The sequence below is a fragment of the Altererythrobacter sp. Root672 genome (genome assembly GCF_001427865.1).
GTDB lineage: Bacteria > Pseudomonadota > Alphaproteobacteria > Sphingomonadales > Sphingomonadaceae > Croceibacterium_A.
Genome location: NZ_LMHH01000001.1, coordinates 1744624 through 1760493, shown reverse-complemented (window position 1 = coordinate 1760493; position 15870 = coordinate 1744624). Strand labels below are relative to the sequence as shown.

Genomic DNA, 15870 nt, shown 5'->3' with positions numbered 1-15870 from the left:
CTGCTCCTGTCGAGTTCCTCATCCGCCCCGCCGGGGGCGGCCGTATCACCCGCCCCGGTTCGCGTACGAGCCGCGATCCTCGGGCCAGGCCGGCCCCTCCGCTTCGGTCGTTGCCGGCCGACCGCGCGTGACGGAGACCCTCGCGGGTCTCAGCAGTCGATCATGGATCGTGTAACCGTCTTCCATGACGTCGACGACGCTTCCTGGCGCCCGCTCTGGATCAACGACCTCCATTATTGCCTCGTGTCGCGAGGGATCGAACGCCGCACCCCTGGCCTCGATCCGGCGGACCCCGACACGTTCGAGCATCGTCGTCAGCGAACGCTCGATGGCCCGAATGCCTTCGACCAGGGACGCCGTACCTGCGGTAGGGCCGGACGGATCCCCGGCTGCGTCGATCGCCCGACGAAGATTGTCGACGACTGTCAGCAGCTCGCGCGCGAGGTCGGCGACCGCGTAGTTTCGTGCCTCGTGAGCAGTGCGATCGGCTCGCCGACGCACGTTTTCGGCATCGGCCAGCGCCCGCAGCAAGCGGTCCTGCAACGATGCATTCTGCGCCTGCAGGCCAGCGATGTCCGGCGCTTCAGTCGTCTCATCTGACGGTGTTCGATTGTCCGGGGACCTATCCGCCATGACCGTCTCCTGTCGCTTTGCGCGGAACCGAACCGGTCAGGGAGCTCGTGTCAGCCTCGTCTTGTCGACGACTGTCGGGCCTGGCGCTCACGGCTTGTCGACTTCTTCGAATTCGGCGTCGACGACCTCGTCGTTGCCGCTCCGCGCTTCTGCATCTGGGGCCGAGGACTGTGTAGCCTGAGCCTGGTTGAGCGTCTGGGCCAGCCGCATCGCCGCCTGGGTGACGCGCTCCGTCCCGGAGCGCATGCGATCGAGATCCTCGCCTTGCATCGCTTCGTTGAGCGCGCTGACTTCCCGCTCGATCTCCGTCCGGATCTCGGCGGGCGCGCGGTCCCCGGCGTCTGACAGGGCCTTGGTCGCGCTGTAAGCCGCCGCGTCGGCCTGGTTGCGGACCTCGACCAGTTCGCGACGGCGACGATCCTCGTCGGCATGCGCTTCAGCTTCGCGCACCAACCGATCGATATCCGCGTCGCTGAGCCCGCCGGAGGCCTCGATGCGAATGGTCTGCTCCTTGCCGCTGGCCTTGTCCTTTGCCGATACGTTGACGATGCCGTTGGCGTCGATGTCGAACGTCACCTCGATCTGCGGTACGCCGCGCGGCGCCGGCGGAATGCCGACGAGGTCGAACTGGCCGAGCAGCTTGTTGTCGGCGGCCATCTCGCGCTCGCCCTGGAAGACGCGGATGGTGACCGCCTGCTGATTGTCCTCGGCGGTCGAGAAGGTCTGGCTCCGCTTGGTCGGGATCGTGGTGTTGCGGTCGATCAGCTTGGTCATGACACCGCCCAGCGTCTCGAGGCCGAGCGACAGCGGCGTGACGTCGAGCAGCAGCACGTCCTTGACGTCGCCCTGCAGCACGCCCGCCTGGATGGCGGCGCCAATTGCCACGACCTCGTCGGGATTGACGCCCTTGTGCGGTTCCCGCCCAAAGAACGTCTGCACCGCCTCCTGCACTTTGGGCATGCGTGTCTGGCCCCCGACGAGCACGACCTCGTCAATGCTGGACGTATCGAGACCGGCATCCTTGAGCGCCGCGCGGCACGGCTCCATCGTCCGTTGGATGAGGTCGTCCACGAGAGCTTCGAGCTTGGCGCGGCTCAGCTTGAGGGTGAGATGCTTGGGACCGGTCTGGTCGGCCGTGATGAACGGCAGGTTGACGTCCGTCTGGGTTGCGCTCGAAAGCTCGATCTTGGCCTTTTCGGCGGCGTCTTTCAGGCGCTGCAGCGCCAGGCGATCGTTGCGCAGATCGATCCCGTTCTCTTTCTTGAACTCGTCGGCAAGGTAATCGATCACCCGCTTGTCGAAGTCCTCGCCGCCGAGGAAGGTATCGCCGTTGGTCGACTTCACCTCGAACAGGCCGTCGCCGATCTCGAGGATCGAGACGTCAAACGTGCCGCCGCCGAGGTCATAGACCGCGATCCTGCCTGAGCCTTTCTTGTCGAGGCCGTAGGCGAGCGCAGCTGCGGTCGGCTCGTTGATGATGCGCAGCACTTCGAGCCCGGCGATCTTGCCGGCGTCCTTGGTCGCCTGGCGCTGTGCGTCGTCAAAATAGGCGGGGACGGTGATCACCGCCTGGGTGACGGTCTCGCCAAGGTTGGCTTCCGCGGTTTCCTTCATCTTTTGCAGGATGAACGCGCTGATCTGGCTGGGGCTGTATTTCTTGCCGCGAACCTCCACCCATGCGTCGCCATTGTCGCCGGACACGATCTTGTACGGCACCAGCTCCTTGTCCTTCTGGGTCGTCGGATCGTCGTATCGACGCCCGATCAGCCGCTTGATCGCATAAACGGTATTTTCGGGGTTGGTTATGCTCTGCCGCTTCGCCGGCTGGCCGACCAGGATCTCGCCCGTCTCGGGGAACCCAACGTACGACGGGGTCGTCCGGCCGCCCTCGCTGTTCTCGATCACCGTCGCCTTGTTGCCTTCCATCACGGCAACACAGCTGTTCGTGGTCCCGAGATCGATGCCGATCGCTTTTGCCATGATCAAGTTCCTTTGCTGCCGAGGACGGCCTTCCGACGTGCCGGCTCGGCATCGCGCGATTGGGCTGCGCGTCCCGCCGGATCGCTTTGCCGAACAGGGGGCGCTGAAGCGGCGGCGGCTCCGCCGCACTTCTGCTTCCACTTGCCGGTTCCAACGCTGGACCTCGCACTATCTGCCGGTGGCCCGGCATTGCCCTGACGATCGTCAATTTCTCCCGAGTATTGCCCTGGATGCGGTCGCGACCTTCGCTCACAGGGCTATCGAAGCGGCCGGAAAAGCCGGTTCCGGACCGGCTTTTCCGCGCGATGAGAGCATCGGTGTCGACGGCGCCGTGGAGCAGGCGGTGGTGGCTCTGGAAACCTGTGCCGCCCGGAAAGAAAGCGATCACGCGTGGACGAAACGCGGCGCTTCGTCAGGCCCCGGGCAGGGCTTGTTCTACCCAGGCGACAATCGCCGACGTCGGCATGGCACCCGAGGTGCGCGCGATCTCCCGTCCCTTCCTGAGCATGACCATGCTCGGGATGCCGCGAATGCCGTAGCGCTCGGCAAGGGCGGGCTCCGCCTCGGTGTCGAGCTTCCCGAGCCGCACTCGCGGCTCGAGCTGCCGCGCTGCCGCCTCGAAGCTGGGCGTCATCATCCGGCAGGGACCGCACCATTCCGCCCAGAAGTCGATCACGAGGGGCAGGTCGCTCTTGAGCGCGTGCGTCTCGAAATTCGCGGCATTGAGCACCACGGCCTTGCCCTCGAAAAGCAGCGCGAGGCACCTGCCGCATCTCGGATGGCGGTCGAGCTTTGCGCGGGGGACGCGGTTCAGCGACGCGTCCACGGGGCAGGCGACGACCAGCATCCCTGCAGCGTCTGGCGGTGGGCGACTACCGCTTGTATCGGACATCCGGGCCTCCATGATGCGGCGCAGGTCGGAGTGGCTGGGCTCGCGGTCTAGCTTACGGCAGCCGCTTTGAGAGGCAGCGTCGGCCCGCGTTGGCCCAGGTGCGGGACCACCTCCTCGCCGAGCTCCTCGAGCACTTCGCCCGCGGCGCGGCGACCATATTTGAGGTTGAGGATGACGTGGTTGACGCCCGCGCCGGCGAGCTCGTTCAGGAAATCGAGCACGAAGTTGCGGCCTGCTCGGAACCCGAGATGAAGGGGCCGGGGCGGCTCGGCCGGCTGTTCGGCGAGATCGAGATAGAGCGATTGCACGAAGGGCTTGAACACTCCCGGCGACGCGACCTCCACCGCTGCGCGCCAGTTCGCGACAAGCTCGACCTGTCGTGCCAGGTCGCGGGGATAGGTGATCCAGCCGTCTGCATGCGCGGCAATCCACTCAAGGCTCTGCCGGCTCGACCCGGTGATCAGGATCGGCAGGCGAGCGACGGGCTTGGGCACGAGGTCCGCCGTTCCCGAGAGGGTGCCATAGCTCGACTGGAGGCGCGGATATTCGTCCGCGAGTACCTTGCGGATTTCCGCGAGGTTTTCGCGAAAGAGGACGTCCCGCTCGTGCCAGTCGACACCGAATGCCGGAAATTCGATGGGGCGATCGCCGGAGGCGACGCCGAGGACGAAGCGCCCGCCGGTCAGCCGGTCGACAGACGCGGAGGCCTTTGCGGTGTGGAGCGGGTGACGCAACGGGAGGATGATCGAGCCGGTTGCAAGCGCGATCGTCGACGTATGCGCGGCGATCGAGCCTAGCCACACCCATGGATCGTAGACCTGGCCCAGATCTCCGAAGTCGGGGTCGCGCAGCGGTACGTCTCGCGTCCAGAGGCCGGAAAAGCCGAGTTCCTCAGCGCGGCGGGCGAGGCGCGGCTGGTCGCGCATTTCGGGCTCGTCCCTCGCGAAGGCCTCGATAGGGAAGAACACGCCGAGAGACAGCTGGCCGGGCGCGAACATGCGCCGGAAGCCGGCGGAATCGCCGATCGACGCGGCTTTGTTGGCCTTCAGCATACTGACTCCTCGCGGTCGCGATGATGGGGAGCCGGATCAGCGCAGCGCCAGCGCCCTGTCGCCTCACGGGTGGCGAGCGGCGCAGGGCACGAGATGATGCTCGCGAATGGCGTCGTTATCTCCAGCGGCATGGCCTGCCGGGTCGCGTGTTGCGGCATCTGCGACGCTCCTCTGTGGTACGGCGACAATCTGGCTGACCGGCGCGGGGACGCCATGACGACGGTCAATCCTTCAGCGGCCGAGAAGGGGCGTCGCCCTGGGCGACCCTGTGGCGGGGCGGGTGCAGTGTGGCGGTGACCATGGTCGAAAAGGCTGCCCGGGTGCCCGCCGCCCTCCACGCACGACCGACTGGGCCCGCGTCAGGCAGCGGAGGCCGTCAATTCGAGATGGCGCGCAGACCTGATGATCGTCAAGGCGGAAAGGGGCGCCTCAAGTTAGCCGGGGGACGCCACCGCAATGGGAGATTGCCATGACAACCGGCAGCGAGATCGAGCGAGAGGTCGAAGCCGTGATCACCTGCGCAAGGAGAGGGCCATGCTGAGGCTCCGGGAGCGCGAGGGTTCGAGAACCAGGGGGCGCGAGTGTCGTTGTCGGCGGACTGGGTGACCGCTGTCGGCACGGCAATGGCTGGCCTCGCCACGATCATTGCCGCGTGGGCCGGCATCCGGGGTGTCGACGCCTGGCGCGCGGAGATCGTCGGGCGGCGCAAGGCCGAACTGGCCGAAGACGTGCTCGCCCAGTTCTACCGCGCCCGCGATGTGCTGATCTGGGCCCGGCTCCCCGACCGGCCGCCCGGCTCGGCGCCGCAGGGCGAAGACCGTGATCGGCGCCATCAATCGCATGCCTCCCCCATCGAACGGCTGACCCAGGAAAGCGCCCTGTTCTCCGAGCTCCAGGCGAGCCGGTACCGCTTCATGGCCTATTTCGGAGAGAGTTCGTCGCATCCGTTCGAGGAAATGCGCGCGATCCATGGTGAGGTCATGTCGTCTGCCGAGTCCCTCATCCGCGACCCGGACCAGCTGGCCTCCGACACCGAACGGGATCGATGGGAAGACGCGATCGGCTGGGTGGATGACGCGGACGATGTCCTGGCACGGCGCCTGGCCGAAACCATCGCGGCCGTCGAGCATATTTGCCGTCCGCTGATCGCGGACCAGCACTATCATCGTCGTCGCACGATGGATGCGTAGCGAACCCGGGAGCAGATCGAGCGCAAACTTCCGGCACGACCCTGCCTTCCGGGCGAAAGGAGGAGGGGGGTTCTCGGAGGAGGGCGGAAATCGGGGCGCGAGGCCGCCGCACCCGCTTCCCCCCACCTTTTCCAGGATTCACGAGGATTCCTGATCGCTCCGAGATTGGCGGGGGGCTCGCTTGGGCCACCGTCAGGCGTCAGCGGTTTCTTTCTGGGCTTGCGGCGGCTCCTTCTCGTCGTCCCCGTGTTGGGACGCGGATGCCCCGCGCTCGCCGGAATTGACCACGATGCGCTTGACGCGGTCCTGCTGCGGCGGTTGGGCAATGGTTATGGTCAGGAGCCCGTTCCGGAATCCGGCATCGACCTTGTCGGGATCGGGCTCGAACGGCAATTGGATGACACGCCGGAAACGGCCGACATGACGCTCGGCCAGGCGATAGCCGCTGTTCTCGTCCTGGCGCTCGCGTCTGATCTCGCCGGTTAGGGTGAGCTCGTCACCGTCGAGGGATACCTCCACATCCTGTTCGTCGGCGCCGGGCAACTCGGCGTCTATCTCGAGGCCGCCATCGGTCTGGCGAACATCGATGCGCGGTGTCATGGCCAGCTCGCCGTTGCCAGCCTCGTTGCCGACCATGCTGCGCACGAGATTGCCGAACAGGCGGTCCATGTCGCGTTGCACCATGAGCAACGGGTCTACTGCCATTTTCTGCAGGCTTCCGCGCTGCCGCATCGGCGTGGGAAGTTGGGTAGCCATGATCGATCTCCTTCAAGCATGATGGGGGACCCAGGTTGTCCTCGCCCATCGCCGCCCCCGCCTTGACGATCGTCATTCCGGGCATCGAACGAGCCTTTGATAGTCTGTGGCAGGCGAGGGGTGATGGCGTTCCGGACTACCAAGGGGAGGACAAGCGCGAGCAGATCCTGCCCGTTCTCGCGAAAAAAGGAACGAGAGAAGCTAAGAGCGTTCGGCTGCATCGTGCGCTTCGCCAAAGGAGACCGCGTTACGACGACGGGTGAAGAGGGGCCCCGTCTGTTCGTGATCCTCTCCGGGACTGTCGCGGGGCTCGAGCGCCCCGGAACCTCGGTGGCTCGACCAAGCAGGTCGCCGCCGCCGGTGAGGCAGCTGGTCCGGGTAATCCACGCCTGTCTGACTGAAAGCGAGGCCGGCGACGGGTATATCAGTCGCCCTCCCGAAGTTTTGCCGCAAGGACGTCGGCGCTGCGGATCTTCGGTTCCTGCGACAACAGGCTTCCCGATCGATCCTTCAGCACCTCGGCAAAGGCTGCAGAAAACTGCGCCTCCCCCACTTCCCCGCTGTCGAAGGCATAGAAAATGGCAAATGTGCTGTGGTCGAGCCGGATTCCGAACCAGCATCTGACTCCCTCATCGCGCTGGGCGACAGGCAGCGCATCGATCAGGAAGGCGGCGACATCGCGCTCCCTTCCGGGGCAAGCGACAAGCTCGATCCAGCGAGCGGAGCGGATCATGCCGACCTCCTATGTCCGGATGGTTATTGTCGGCGACCCGATCACGAGGCCGGCTGGCCGGTCCAGCGCCGCGTTCAGCCCGTCGGCGGTGACAGGGCCCTCGTAAAGCTCCCCGTCGATGAAGAACGTGGGCGTGCCCCTCACCCCGCCCTGGAGACCCATCGCAAAATCGCGTCTGACCTTGGCCGCGCACGCTCCGCCGGACAGGGCGTCGCGCAACCGGGCGGCGGAGAGGCCGAGTAGCGCCGAGAGGTTGAATATCACCGGGAGGCTGAGGGTGGACGAATGGGCCATGAGGGCGCCGTGCATCGACCAGAAGTCGCCATGGGCTCCGGCGAACTCCGCCGTTTCCGCGGCAGGCTTGGCCATCGGATGGATCGCCTCGAGGGGGAAATGGCGAAAAGCCTGCAAGAGGCCGCGATTGTGCCGCCGAAGGACTTCGACCACGACGGGCTCGGCAAGGGCGCAGTACGGGCACTGGTAGTCGCCGTATTCGATGAGAACCCGTTGCGCTTGCGGATCGCCGCGAACGTGATCGACCGAGGACAGCGGCGGGACCGCAACGCGCCGGGATTCGGCCACGTGGACCTGCGCTCTGTCGCCAGCGTGGGTCCAGCTCGGCCGATCGCCGGCTGGAAAGGAATCGCGGGGACTGGTGTCGACGCGATCGGCTGATGCGGGCATTCGGTGATTTGTCATGGGGAACTCCTCGCTGGGTCGGAAGCTAGCCACGCAGCGGCGCCGCGCCTTGACGATCGTCACCCTTCGTGGTCGAGCATGTGCGCGTCGCGTATCGAGATCCTGCGCGGCGAGTTCAGATCGATGGCGCCCGCGTTCCGCAACTCGGTGATCGCACGGCATACGGTCTCGACCGCGATCCCGAGATGATCGGCGATGTCGTAGCGGGTGATCGGCAGGTCCAGGTCGGCAGCAGGAGAGCCGAGCCTCCTGGCCAGGCATAGCAGATAGGCCCCTACCTTTTCAGGGGCTCTCGTGCGGCCCTGCACCAGCAGGTGGGTTTCGAGACGGGCAATCGCGTGCTGCGCGCGTTCCTGTAGAAGTTGACCGACAGTCCTGTTGCGCTCGGCCAGGTCAAGCAGCCGCCGGCGCGAGCAACGGGCAACGCGCGTACCGTTCGCCACCGCCTGCAAGGAACTGTCGCGCTCGTCGCCATTCGACAGGCCGAAGAAGTCGCCCGGCATCAGCAGATCGATGATGCGGCGCTGCCCGTTCGCGTGCACGACGTACTTGCGGATCATGCCAGACTCGACCCAGCCGGCGACCGGGCAGCTTCCACCGTCGCAGTGCTGCTCCGGCCTGCAGCTGGTGGTCGTCGCGATCGAACGCAGCTCCGCGATGGCTTGCCGCGCGTTCTCGACCGAGCCGGGGAGAGATGACGTGAGCGTCAGTGCAAAGACGTCCGCTGCGAGCATGACGAAACTCCGGAATGCCCCGCACACCAACCCCCGCGGCCAAACCAGTCTGCTGACTGGCCGTTATTCAAATGGGGGGCCTTGGGTCGTTAGGGTATCCGGACGATACCTAGGGGAAACCCCGACTATCGGGCGAGGCTGTCGGGATCGGGGAGCGCCAGCGGATCCGTCAGCTTGATGATCTGGCGAGCGCCTTCGCCGTCGACTACTTCCAGATACGACAGGCCGCCCAGGCCGACGTCGACGTAAAGCTCGCGAGGCGACCGGATCAGGTGATCCAGGCTTTCCAGACGGACACTGATGAGGTCGTCCCTGGGATCGTAGCTGATCGCTACGAGAGGGAGCCGCTCGACGAGGATCTGATCGCCGAGGTCCAGCGAACCTACCTCTATCTCGGCGCGCTTGCCGATCAGCGCATCGGACAGGCCTGCGAGAAAGGCGTTCCACTGGCTCTTGTCTATCGATCGAACTGCCATGTCGTGCTCCTCTGCCAGCTGTGTGGAGAAACACGGCGAGCCCCGCGGAACAATGACGGTTATCAATATTCCCGTGTCGGCCTCGCGCGCCCGTCTTTGCGAAAGCGGGTGGCGAGCCCTACATACGGTCTTCCCAGTCAGTTCTTGGAGCCCAGCAATGACCACCCTTCAGCCTGTTTCCGAGCGGCATTGGGAGCGCGTAGCCCGGGACTTCGACGACGTTGGCCCACAGGCCTGCGTCGCGGAGATCGTCGAGCAGCTGCGTGCCGAAAACCCCCATTATCTCGCCATTGCGAAGCGCTGCGCCAGGGATGACGGCGACGAGGCGGGCGCCTTCACTGGCTTTGCCAAATTCTACCGCATCCTGGCTCTGGACGCCCGTGACAGAGGGGGGGTCGTGCCGCGCATCGCCGCGCAGACGCTCGATGTGATCGACACTCTCATCGAGGAATTTGGCGAAGAACAGTTCATCGCCTTGGCAGCCGAAATGCTGTGTGACGAGAATCCCGTTCTGGTGCAGATGGCGGACAGCTTCGCGTCACGTCAGCAGGACTTCCTGAGGGCAATGCAGGGTTTCGTGGTGCTCTACAAATGCCTGTCGGTCCAAGCCGTCATCGATGGCTTGACAGCACGCTTCGGCGCTGGCGCAGGCTAGGGGGAGCGGGTCGATCGTAGGGTGCCGGGCGCGCGACGAGGTCGGCCATCGCCTGCCCCGCCGCGCCGAACTTGGCCAGACCGGCTGCCGCCCTCAGGTGGCGCCCGGTGTCTCCAGCTCGCCGAACTTGCCGCTTCTCGCGAGCGAATGCCGCGCGCGCAGGCGAAGCGCCAATCCCAGCAGCGTGATGCCTGCCGTGAGGGCGTAGAACGCGAACATCCAGGTCAACGTGAACAGCCCGATCGCCGGCCACGCCACCAACAACGCCGCGAGGATCAGCGAGGCGACCCCGCTGGCGGCGAGCCACGCCCGACCATTCGCGCGGCCGAGCCGGACTGCCGCGGCAATCGCGAAGGCCCCGTGGAGCAGCGCCCAAGCGATCAAAGTGGCCACGAAGACCAGCATGGTGATCTCGGGATAGAGAACCGCGACTGCCGCGGCAGCCAACGCGGCCACGGCGTAGAGCGCGGACCACCACCAGAATCGTTCGTGGCGCTTGGCTCCGCGCACCGCGAGGATGATCGAAAACACCCCGTCCACGACGCAATAGGCCGCGAACACCAGTACGAGCGTGAACAGGGTCGCGATCGGCCAGATCACGGCCATGATGCCGAGCGCGACGGCAAAGGCCCCGCGCAAGGCGACCACCCACCACAGCTCGGCAAGTCGGCCAATGTCCGGGTCGCGTTCGATTCCAAGGTCAAACACCGTCGTCATTGCAACCTCCTGATGTCGAGATGTGATGGGTGCTCTACGCTCAGACGCTCGAGCCAGGAGCGCACCGTGCCGCGCAGCGTCACTTCGTTGCCCGACACCTCGACGGTGATCTTTTGCGCATCGATCTCGGCAGTCCGCTTGAGGGCTTCCTCGATCCGCTCCTTGACCTCGCTCGGCGCGGCCCGCGGCTTGATCTTGATCAGGTTGCTCACGCCCTTGAGGCCTTTGATCCGGCGGACCGCCTTTTCCGCGCGCTCGCTCTGGAACTTCCAGTCGACCTCGCCTTCGAGCGTCAGCCAACCATCGCGGGCGACGACCTTGATCTGCTCACTCGAATAGGGCAGCTCGCGCTTGAGCGCCTCGGCCGCCTCGCGCGCGATCTCCGGATCGGCGCGCTGGTTGAGGCTCGGCAGCTTGACCTCGATGTCGTTCGCCACGCCGCGGACCCCGCGCACGGACTTCGCCTCCTTTTCGGCTTCGTATTTCTGGCTGTAGCTGCGGACGAATCCGGTGAGCGTGACGACGCCGTCGTGGACCGACACCGAGATGTCGGTGGTATCGATGTCGGGATCCCAGCGGAGCTGGGCTTCCACGTCACGCTTGATGTCATTGTCGTTGGCCATGTGTCGTCTCCATTCCTTTGAGGAGCAGGCAAACTAGGCGCGGCGAAGGACGCCGCCTTGACGATCGTCAGCGCAGGCAGGCCTGGATACGAGCTAGGAACGATGGCGGAGGGAATAGCCAAGGGAGAAGTCTCATGCCCGGTTCCACATATAGCCCTCGCGTCGCCCGTCCCTGGACCGCCTGTTCGCTTGCACTCGCGCTCGGGCTTCTGCTCGCCGGCTGCGAGCGCGAGGCCGACGACGCGACATCTGCCTTAGCTTCCGAGGCCAGCTCATCGCGAGCGGACGCCCTCTCAAGCGAGCCCCAGACGTACGAGGCGCTCGCCGAAACTCGAAAGGCTCTCGTCGGCGATGCCGCGCAGGCGCTTGACGAGACATACGCGGCGCTGGGGATGCTCGCCGAGAAAGACTTCGACGGTGCGGCCGACGCGCTGGCGCGCGCTACCGGAAAGCTCGAAGTCGTCGTCACGGCCGATCCCGAACTCGCGTTGGTGCCGGTGGCTGTCGAGTTAAGGACTCACGATCTCATCGCTACGCCAGGGGACGTCGACGCCTTGCGCAAGGCGGCCGAGGAGGCACTCGACGATGGCCGGTTGCAGGAAGGGCGCAGGTTGATCGAGGATCTCGCCAGCGAGCACGTGTACAGCGTCACCAAGCTGCCCCTCGCCACCTACCCGGGCGGCCTGAGGCAGGCGGCGGCGCTCATCAAGAGCGGACGGCCGCTGGAAGCCATCGAGACCCTTGAGGCCGCGCTAGGGACGCTGGTGATCGAAGAGACGATCATTCCGCTGCCCCTGGTTCGCGCGGAGCATCTGCTCGAACGCGCGCGACCGGCTGCCGAACAGGCGCAGCGGTCGCCGCAGGAGGCTGCGCGCGTGCGCTCACTGCTCGCCGAGGCGCGCCAGCAGCTCGATTTGGCGCAGGCGCTCGGTTACGCGAGCCGGCAGGAGCTCGGCGGCCTCTACGAGGCGCTCACGGAAATCGAGGACAAGACGCAGGGCCAAGGCAGTGCCAGCGGTCTGTTCGACCGGATGAAGGGCCTGTTCGATACGGCCAAGCGGAGCGCAAACGTCGGTACGGCGCGTTCAACTCGCCCGGCCGCTGCAATCGAGTAGGGACGTTCCTAGGGAACAATCCGCGTTCACTGGCTTTTACATTTCCGTAACGCACGCCCGAGGCGCGGTCACACGCGTGACGCCCGCAGGGGTGCTGCGCAATCGATATGGCGAATAGACAAAAATCAATAGGAGCGCCCGAAAACGGGCGCCAATCAGGTCAGTCCGGCAACACCGGAGCGCCATCCTCTAAGCCAGCGGAGCTGTCGCTCGCCGTTCTCAAGCACGCCCCGGTTTTCGTAGCGGTGTGCGATGCAAATTTCAGCCCCATTTTCCTGAACCGCACCGGGCGCGATCTGGTCGGCCTGCCGCGGGATGCCGACATCGAAAGCCTGAAGTTCACCGATTTCTTCGTTCCCGAGAGCCAGGCGATTATCGACGACATCGTCTTCCCGACCGTGATCCGCGCCCGCCGCTGGAAAGGCGAGCTCAAGGTCCGGCATTTCGCCGATGCCACGCAAAACAAGGCGGTGCCTTGGTCGATTTTCGGAATCTTTGGGCCGGATGGCGAATTTATCGGCGGGGGCTGCATTGCGTCGGACATCTCCGCCTTGGAGCATTCGCAATCCGAACGGCTTGACGAGAAGCCGCGGCGTTCCTCGATGACGCCCGAATACCTTGCCGGTCAGCGCGGGCTCCACGGCGACCGGACGATGTCCGTCGAGAATCTTCTAGTCTTGACAGGAGAGGAGCCTGAGCCGGAGGACTGCGACGGCACCGCCGCAAGGCTCAGGCTTTACGAAGCCAAGCTACGCGAGGCGAGCGACCTGTTCGGGCTGGCGGTCTACTCCTGGAATCCGGTGAGCGATGCGCTTGAATGGGATGATCGCCTGCGGGCCATGTGGGGATTGCCGGCGGGCGAGCCGGTCGACCGGCTCGCATTCGAGGCCGGCATCCACCCCGACGATCGCGAGCGCGTCGACCAGGCCATCACGGCCTGTCTGGATCCCTCGGGCGACGGGCGATATGATATAGAATATCGCGTCATTGGTCGTGATGACGGGGTCGAACGCTACGTCTCGACATCGGGTCAGACCACCTTCGAGCAGGGAAAGGCAACCGCCTTTATCGGTGCCGTCGTCGACGTGTCCGAAAACCGCCGGGCGGAAGCGTCGATCCGGGCTAGCGAGGCGCGGTTCCGCGCCTTCGCCGAGTACAGCGCGAACCTGCTGTGGATCATCAATCCTGTCAGCAACATGATCGAGTATCGCAGCCCGGCCTATGAACGAATTTGGGGCGAACCCATCCAGGATGCTCCCAAGGGGCTGGATGACTGGCTTGCGCGCATCCATCCGGACGACCTGCAATCGGTGTGCGCGGCGCTGGAATCGGTAAAGGCCGGTGAGCTCATCCTCCATGAGTATCGCATCATCCGCCCGGACGGATCGGTTCGCTGGCTGCGCGATACCAGCTTTCCCATTCGCGGCGATGTCGGACAGGTTCCGCGCATTGGCGGCATTATCGAAGACCTGACCTTGTACGACGGCAACCACGTCTACACGCTCGGCAAGCCTGGCGCGGAATTCGGCCGGCTCACGAACATGCTGCGGGGTGCCGGATTCCAGGTGCGTTCGTTCGAGTCCACGTCGGCGCTGATCGACATCGCTCCGGTGCTCACGCCGGGGTGTGTGCTTATCGACCTTCGCATGAAGGCCACGGACGGAATGCAGATTCCCCGCGAGCTGAAGGCGCGCGCGGTCACTCTTCCCACTGTCGTGATCGGGCCTGAGATTGCAGATCCCGATTCCATCATCGCTGCCATGAAGGCGGGTGCCTCCGATTACCTCATTCCACCGTTCGAAGATGACAGGCTCAAGGCCGCGGTCGCTTCGGCGATGGCGGAGATGCACGGACTGGGCCGGATTCACTCGACCGCGATGGAGTCGGCGACGCGCGTCGCCCGCCTCACGGTTCGCGAACGCGAAGTACTCGAGGGACTGGTCAAGGGAGGGACAAACAAGACTATCGCCAAGGAGCTCGGCATCAGTCCGCGCACGGTGGAGCTATACCGCTCGCAGGTCATGAACCGGCTCGATGCGAGCGACCTGCCCGAGCTGATACAAATCGCGTTGGCGGCCGGTGTACGGCCGCGCAGCGAAGTCAATCGTCCCGCCGCAAGATCGGCGAGGAACCCTACCTAGTTATCGTCCGGATCGTCGAATCGCCGAAACCGGCCCACAGCATTTGCAGCGGAATGCACGTGGGACGGAGGCAGTGACCCATGGCGAGCAGTGAAGATCCACGGGCGGCGAAGCGTTCAGAGACCACGGTCGACGTGCTGCCGCCGTTACCCGATTTGCATGGGACCCTCGCGGCGCTGGAGCACATGGTTCTGGAACGCGATCAGCGCATCGCCTTGCTGGAGTTGCATCAGCAGGAGACCGATCACCGGGTAAAGAACAGCCTTCAGCTCGTCGCCAGTCTGGCTTACGCCCCGATCCGGTCTTCCCACGAGATCGATCTCAAGCTTCTGGCCGCCGACGTGGCCGAACGGATCGGCCTCATCGCCCGCATTCATGATCTGCTGTGCCGTCGACGAGCGGGCTCGGTCGATCTGGGCGACTTGCTTATCCAGCTGTGTGGAAAGACCGCGAGGCTGCTCGACAGCAGCACCTCGCCGGTCATCCAGGTGGATACGGTCGGATGCGATCTCCCTCCCCAGAGTGCTACGGCCATGGCTCTGATCGTCCACGAGCTCATTCTCAACAGCTTCAAGCACGCGGATTCGGAAGGAAGGCGCACTCGCGTAGCCGTCCGTCTGCGCCAGTCGTCCGAGGAAGCGATCAGCGTGGTGGTCGAGGACGACGGGGGCGGTTCGCCACCACCCATCGATGCCGTGACGCCCGGGATGGGGATGGTCCTGGTCAGGAAGATCGCTCGCTCGGTAGGCGCAACGGTAAGGGGCCAGGCGACCGGCGCCGGATGTCGTTTTACGATCGAATTGCCGGTTGCCGAAGATGCCGTTGCGGCGAAGGCGTCACCATACTGACTGACATCCCGGGACCGAAGCTCCCTACGGACAGCGGCTGTCGCGGATTGGGGGGTCAAGTCCGCGCGTTTGCCAGGTGCCGTCGGGCGCCTGGTACTTCTCGCCCGGGGCGGTTCGCCCGATGGCGATGCAACCGGCGGTGAACGCGTACGCCTCGGCCGTCACGCCCTCGGTCTTGGCTCTCTCGATGAAGAGGGCCTTGCGCTTTATGTTGATATCGCGAACCAGCCTCCGCAACTCCGGCGAAGGCGGAACCACAAAGCCAAGATACCCGTCCACGCGTTCCCCGACGAGCCCTTGTCGGCGTGCGGCCTCATAGGCGGGGTCTCGGGCCTGCGACGTCGCGACGGCCGCCGCGCCGGCCGTCGCGGTGGGCACGGCCGCGAGGCTGATTGCCACCCAGCCGATACGACCTTCAATCCACGAAGACATGCTGGGGTACCTCCAGGCCTAACGACCGTCTGGCTCGCCGCTGTGCGATCCTCCCAAACCGCTTAGCATGGCTGGCGTCCCGTGAACTGACCACCGTCAACAGAATTGGTCGTCGTACCGGCCAAGGAGATGTCTTGGCAGTTCTTTCCACCCTTTCAGGTCAATGACTGTCACACCTGGACGCTTCCAATCCG

Annotated in this window: 17 protein-coding genes; 5 read left to right on the top strand and 12 right to left on the bottom strand. The window is 65.2% G+C overall.

What is annotated here, in order from left to right; translation table 11 throughout:
- Nucleotides 1-45: 45 nt before the first annotated feature.
- From ASD76_RS17940 to ASD76_RS08440, 4 genes are all read right to left on the bottom strand, one after another.
- Nucleotides 46-633, bottom strand: a complete 588-nt coding sequence (locus ASD76_RS17940) for a nucleotide exchange factor GrpE (RefSeq protein WP_082553686.1) — start codon at nt 631-633, stop codon at nt 46-48.
- Between the two features lie 87 nt (nt 634-720).
- Nucleotides 721-2613 (bottom strand): molecular chaperone DnaK, encoded by a 1893-nt coding sequence (gene dnaK, locus ASD76_RS08450; RefSeq protein ID WP_055921136.1) that lies wholly within the window; start codon nt 2611-2613, stop codon nt 721-723.
- A gap of 412 nt (nt 2614-3025) precedes the next feature.
- Nucleotides 3026-3505, bottom strand: a complete 480-nt coding sequence (gene trxC / locus ASD76_RS08445) for a thioredoxin TrxC (protein WP_321164422.1) — start codon at nt 3503-3505, stop codon at nt 3026-3028.
- Nucleotides 3506-3552: 47 nt separating this feature from the next.
- A complete protein-coding gene (locus tag ASD76_RS08440) occupies nt 3553-4557 on the bottom strand; it encodes an LLM class oxidoreductase (protein WP_055921131.1) in 1005 nt (334 codons plus the stop codon).
- A 581-nt stretch (nt 4558-5138) separates the two neighbouring features.
- Between ASD76_RS08440 and ASD76_RS08435 the strand changes: the two genes are divergently transcribed.
- Complete coding sequence (locus ASD76_RS08435; protein ID WP_156457598.1) at nt 5139-5747, top strand: hypothetical protein; 609 nt, start codon at nt 5139-5141, stop codon at nt 5745-5747.
- 192 nt (nt 5748-5939) lie between these two features.
- On the opposite strand, the gene ASD76_RS08430 is transcribed toward ASD76_RS08435, so the two are convergent.
- From ASD76_RS08430 to ASD76_RS08405, 5 genes are all read right to left on the bottom strand, one after another.
- Nucleotides 5940-6503, bottom strand: coding sequence for an Hsp20/alpha crystallin family protein (locus ASD76_RS08430; protein WP_082553685.1), 564 nt, complete (start codon nt 6501-6503; stop codon nt 5940-5942).
- Between the two features lie 424 nt (nt 6504-6927).
- Nucleotides 6928-7236, bottom strand: a complete 309-nt coding sequence (locus ASD76_RS08425) for a hypothetical protein (RefSeq protein ID WP_055921122.1) — start codon at nt 7234-7236, stop codon at nt 6928-6930.
- 9 nt (nt 7237-7245) lie between these two features.
- The gene (locus ASD76_RS17935; RefSeq protein ID WP_200943057.1) at nt 7246-7935 is read right to left on the bottom strand and encodes a DsbA family protein; all 690 of its coding nucleotides are present in this window, start codon (nt 7933-7935) and stop codon (nt 7246-7248) included.
- 59 nt (nt 7936-7994) lie between these two features.
- The gene (locus ASD76_RS08410; RefSeq protein ID WP_055921116.1) at nt 7995-8669 is read right to left on the bottom strand and encodes a helix-turn-helix domain-containing protein; all 675 of its coding nucleotides are present in this window, start codon (nt 8667-8669) and stop codon (nt 7995-7997) included.
- Nucleotides 8670-8794: 125 nt separating this feature from the next.
- Nucleotides 8795-9145 carry a DUF5335 family protein gene (locus ASD76_RS08405; protein ID WP_055921113.1) on the bottom strand — a complete coding sequence of 117 codons (351 nt, stop codon included), beginning with the start codon at nt 9143-9145 and terminating at the stop codon, nt 8795-8797.
- 157 nt (nt 9146-9302) lie between these two features.
- Between ASD76_RS08405 and ASD76_RS08400 the strand changes: the two genes are divergently transcribed.
- A complete protein-coding gene (locus ASD76_RS08400) occupies nt 9303-9800 on the top strand; it encodes a hypothetical protein (RefSeq protein ID WP_055921110.1) in 498 nt (165 codons plus the stop codon).
- A 93-nt stretch (nt 9801-9893) separates the two neighbouring features.
- Here the strand turns inward: ASD76_RS08400 and ASD76_RS08395 are convergent, their stop codons facing one another.
- Complete coding sequence (locus ASD76_RS08395; protein ID WP_055921107.1) at nt 9894-10517, bottom strand: HdeD family acid-resistance protein; 624 nt, start codon at nt 10515-10517, stop codon at nt 9894-9896.
- Nucleotides 10514-11140, bottom strand: a complete 627-nt coding sequence (locus ASD76_RS08390; RefSeq protein WP_055921104.1) for a BON domain-containing protein — start codon at nt 11138-11140, stop codon at nt 10514-10516. The genes ASD76_RS08395 and ASD76_RS08390 overlap by 4 nt, the downstream gene beginning before the upstream one ends.
- 134 nt (nt 11141-11274) lie before the next feature.
- On the opposite strand from ASD76_RS08390, the gene ASD76_RS08385 reads away from it, so the two are divergent.
- The 3 genes from ASD76_RS08385 to ASD76_RS08375 all read left to right on the top strand — a co-directional run bounded on the left by ASD76_RS08385 (nt 11275) and on the right by ASD76_RS08375 (nt 15244).
- Nucleotides 11275-12255: a YfdX family protein gene (locus ASD76_RS08385; protein ID WP_055921101.1), complete on the top strand. Its 981-nt coding sequence runs from the start codon at nt 11275-11277 to the stop codon at nt 12253-12255.
- Nucleotides 12256-12500: 245 nt separating this feature from the next.
- On the top strand, nt 12501-14396 hold the full coding sequence (locus tag ASD76_RS08380) for a PAS domain-containing protein (protein ID WP_055921098.1): 1896 nt from the start codon (nt 12501-12503) through the stop codon (nt 14394-14396).
- 80 nt (nt 14397-14476) lie between these two features.
- Nucleotides 14477-15244 carry a sensor histidine kinase gene (locus ASD76_RS08375; RefSeq protein ID WP_055921095.1) on the top strand — a complete coding sequence of 256 codons (768 nt, stop codon included), beginning with the start codon at nt 14477-14479 and terminating at the stop codon, nt 15242-15244.
- Nucleotides 15245-15268: 24 nt separating this feature from the next.
- Here ASD76_RS08375 and ASD76_RS08370 read toward each other — a convergent pair whose 3' ends face one another.
- The gene (locus tag ASD76_RS08370; RefSeq protein ID WP_055921092.1) at nt 15269-15676 is read right to left on the bottom strand and encodes a YdbL family protein; all 408 of its coding nucleotides are present in this window, start codon (nt 15674-15676) and stop codon (nt 15269-15271) included.
- Between the last annotated feature and the right edge of the window lie 194 nt (nt 15677-15870).

Excerpts from the sequence above, each read along its gene's own strand:
- ASD76_RS08400 (WP_055921110.1), top strand. The coding sequence starts at position 9,303 with ATGACCACCCTTCAGCCTGTTTCCGAGCGGCATTGGGAGCGCGTAGCC.
- dnaK (WP_055921136.1), bottom strand. The coding sequence starts at position 2,613 with ATGGCAAAAGCGATCGGCATCGATCTCGGGACCACGAACAGCTGTGTT.
- ASD76_RS08375 (WP_055921095.1), top strand. The coding sequence starts at position 14,477 with ATGGCGAGCAGTGAAGATCCACGGGCGGCGAAGCGTTCAGAGACCACG.
- ASD76_RS08410 (WP_055921116.1), bottom strand. The coding sequence starts at position 8,669 with ATGCTCGCAGCGGACGTCTTTGCACTGACGCTCACGTCATCTCTCCCC.
- ASD76_RS17935 (WP_200943057.1), bottom strand. The coding sequence starts at position 7,935 with ATGACAAATCACCGAATGCCCGCATCAGCCGATCGCGTCGACACCAGT.
- trxC (WP_321164422.1), bottom strand. The coding sequence starts at position 3,505 with ATGTCCGATACAAGCGGTAGTCGCCCACCGCCAGACGCTGCAGGGATG.
- ASD76_RS08385 (WP_055921101.1), top strand. The coding sequence starts at position 11,275 with ATGCCCGGTTCCACATATAGCCCTCGCGTCGCCCGTCCCTGGACCGCC.
- ASD76_RS08395 (WP_055921107.1), bottom strand. The coding sequence starts at position 10,517 with ATGACGACGGTGTTTGACCTTGGAATCGAACGCGACCCGGACATTGGC.
- ASD76_RS17940 (WP_082553686.1), bottom strand. The coding sequence starts at position 633 with ATGGCGGATAGGTCCCCGGACAATCGAACACCGTCAGATGAGACGACT.
- ASD76_RS08405 (WP_055921113.1), bottom strand. The coding sequence starts at position 9,145 with ATGGCAGTTCGATCGATAGACAAGAGCCAGTGGAACGCCTTTCTCGCA.
- ASD76_RS08370 (WP_055921092.1), bottom strand. The coding sequence starts at position 15,676 with ATGTCTTCGTGGATTGAAGGTCGTATCGGCTGGGTGGCAATCAGCCTC.
- ASD76_RS08390 (WP_055921104.1), bottom strand. The coding sequence starts at position 11,140 with ATGGCCAACGACAATGACATCAAGCGTGACGTGGAAGCCCAGCTCCGC.
- ASD76_RS08425 (WP_055921122.1), bottom strand. The coding sequence starts at position 7,236 with ATGATCCGCTCCGCTCGCTGGATCGAGCTTGTCGCTTGCCCCGGAAGG.
- ASD76_RS08440 (WP_055921131.1), bottom strand. The coding sequence starts at position 4,557 with ATGCTGAAGGCCAACAAAGCCGCGTCGATCGGCGATTCCGCCGGCTTC.
- ASD76_RS08430 (WP_082553685.1), bottom strand. The coding sequence starts at position 6,503 with ATGGCTACCCAACTTCCCACGCCGATGCGGCAGCGCGGAAGCCTGCAG.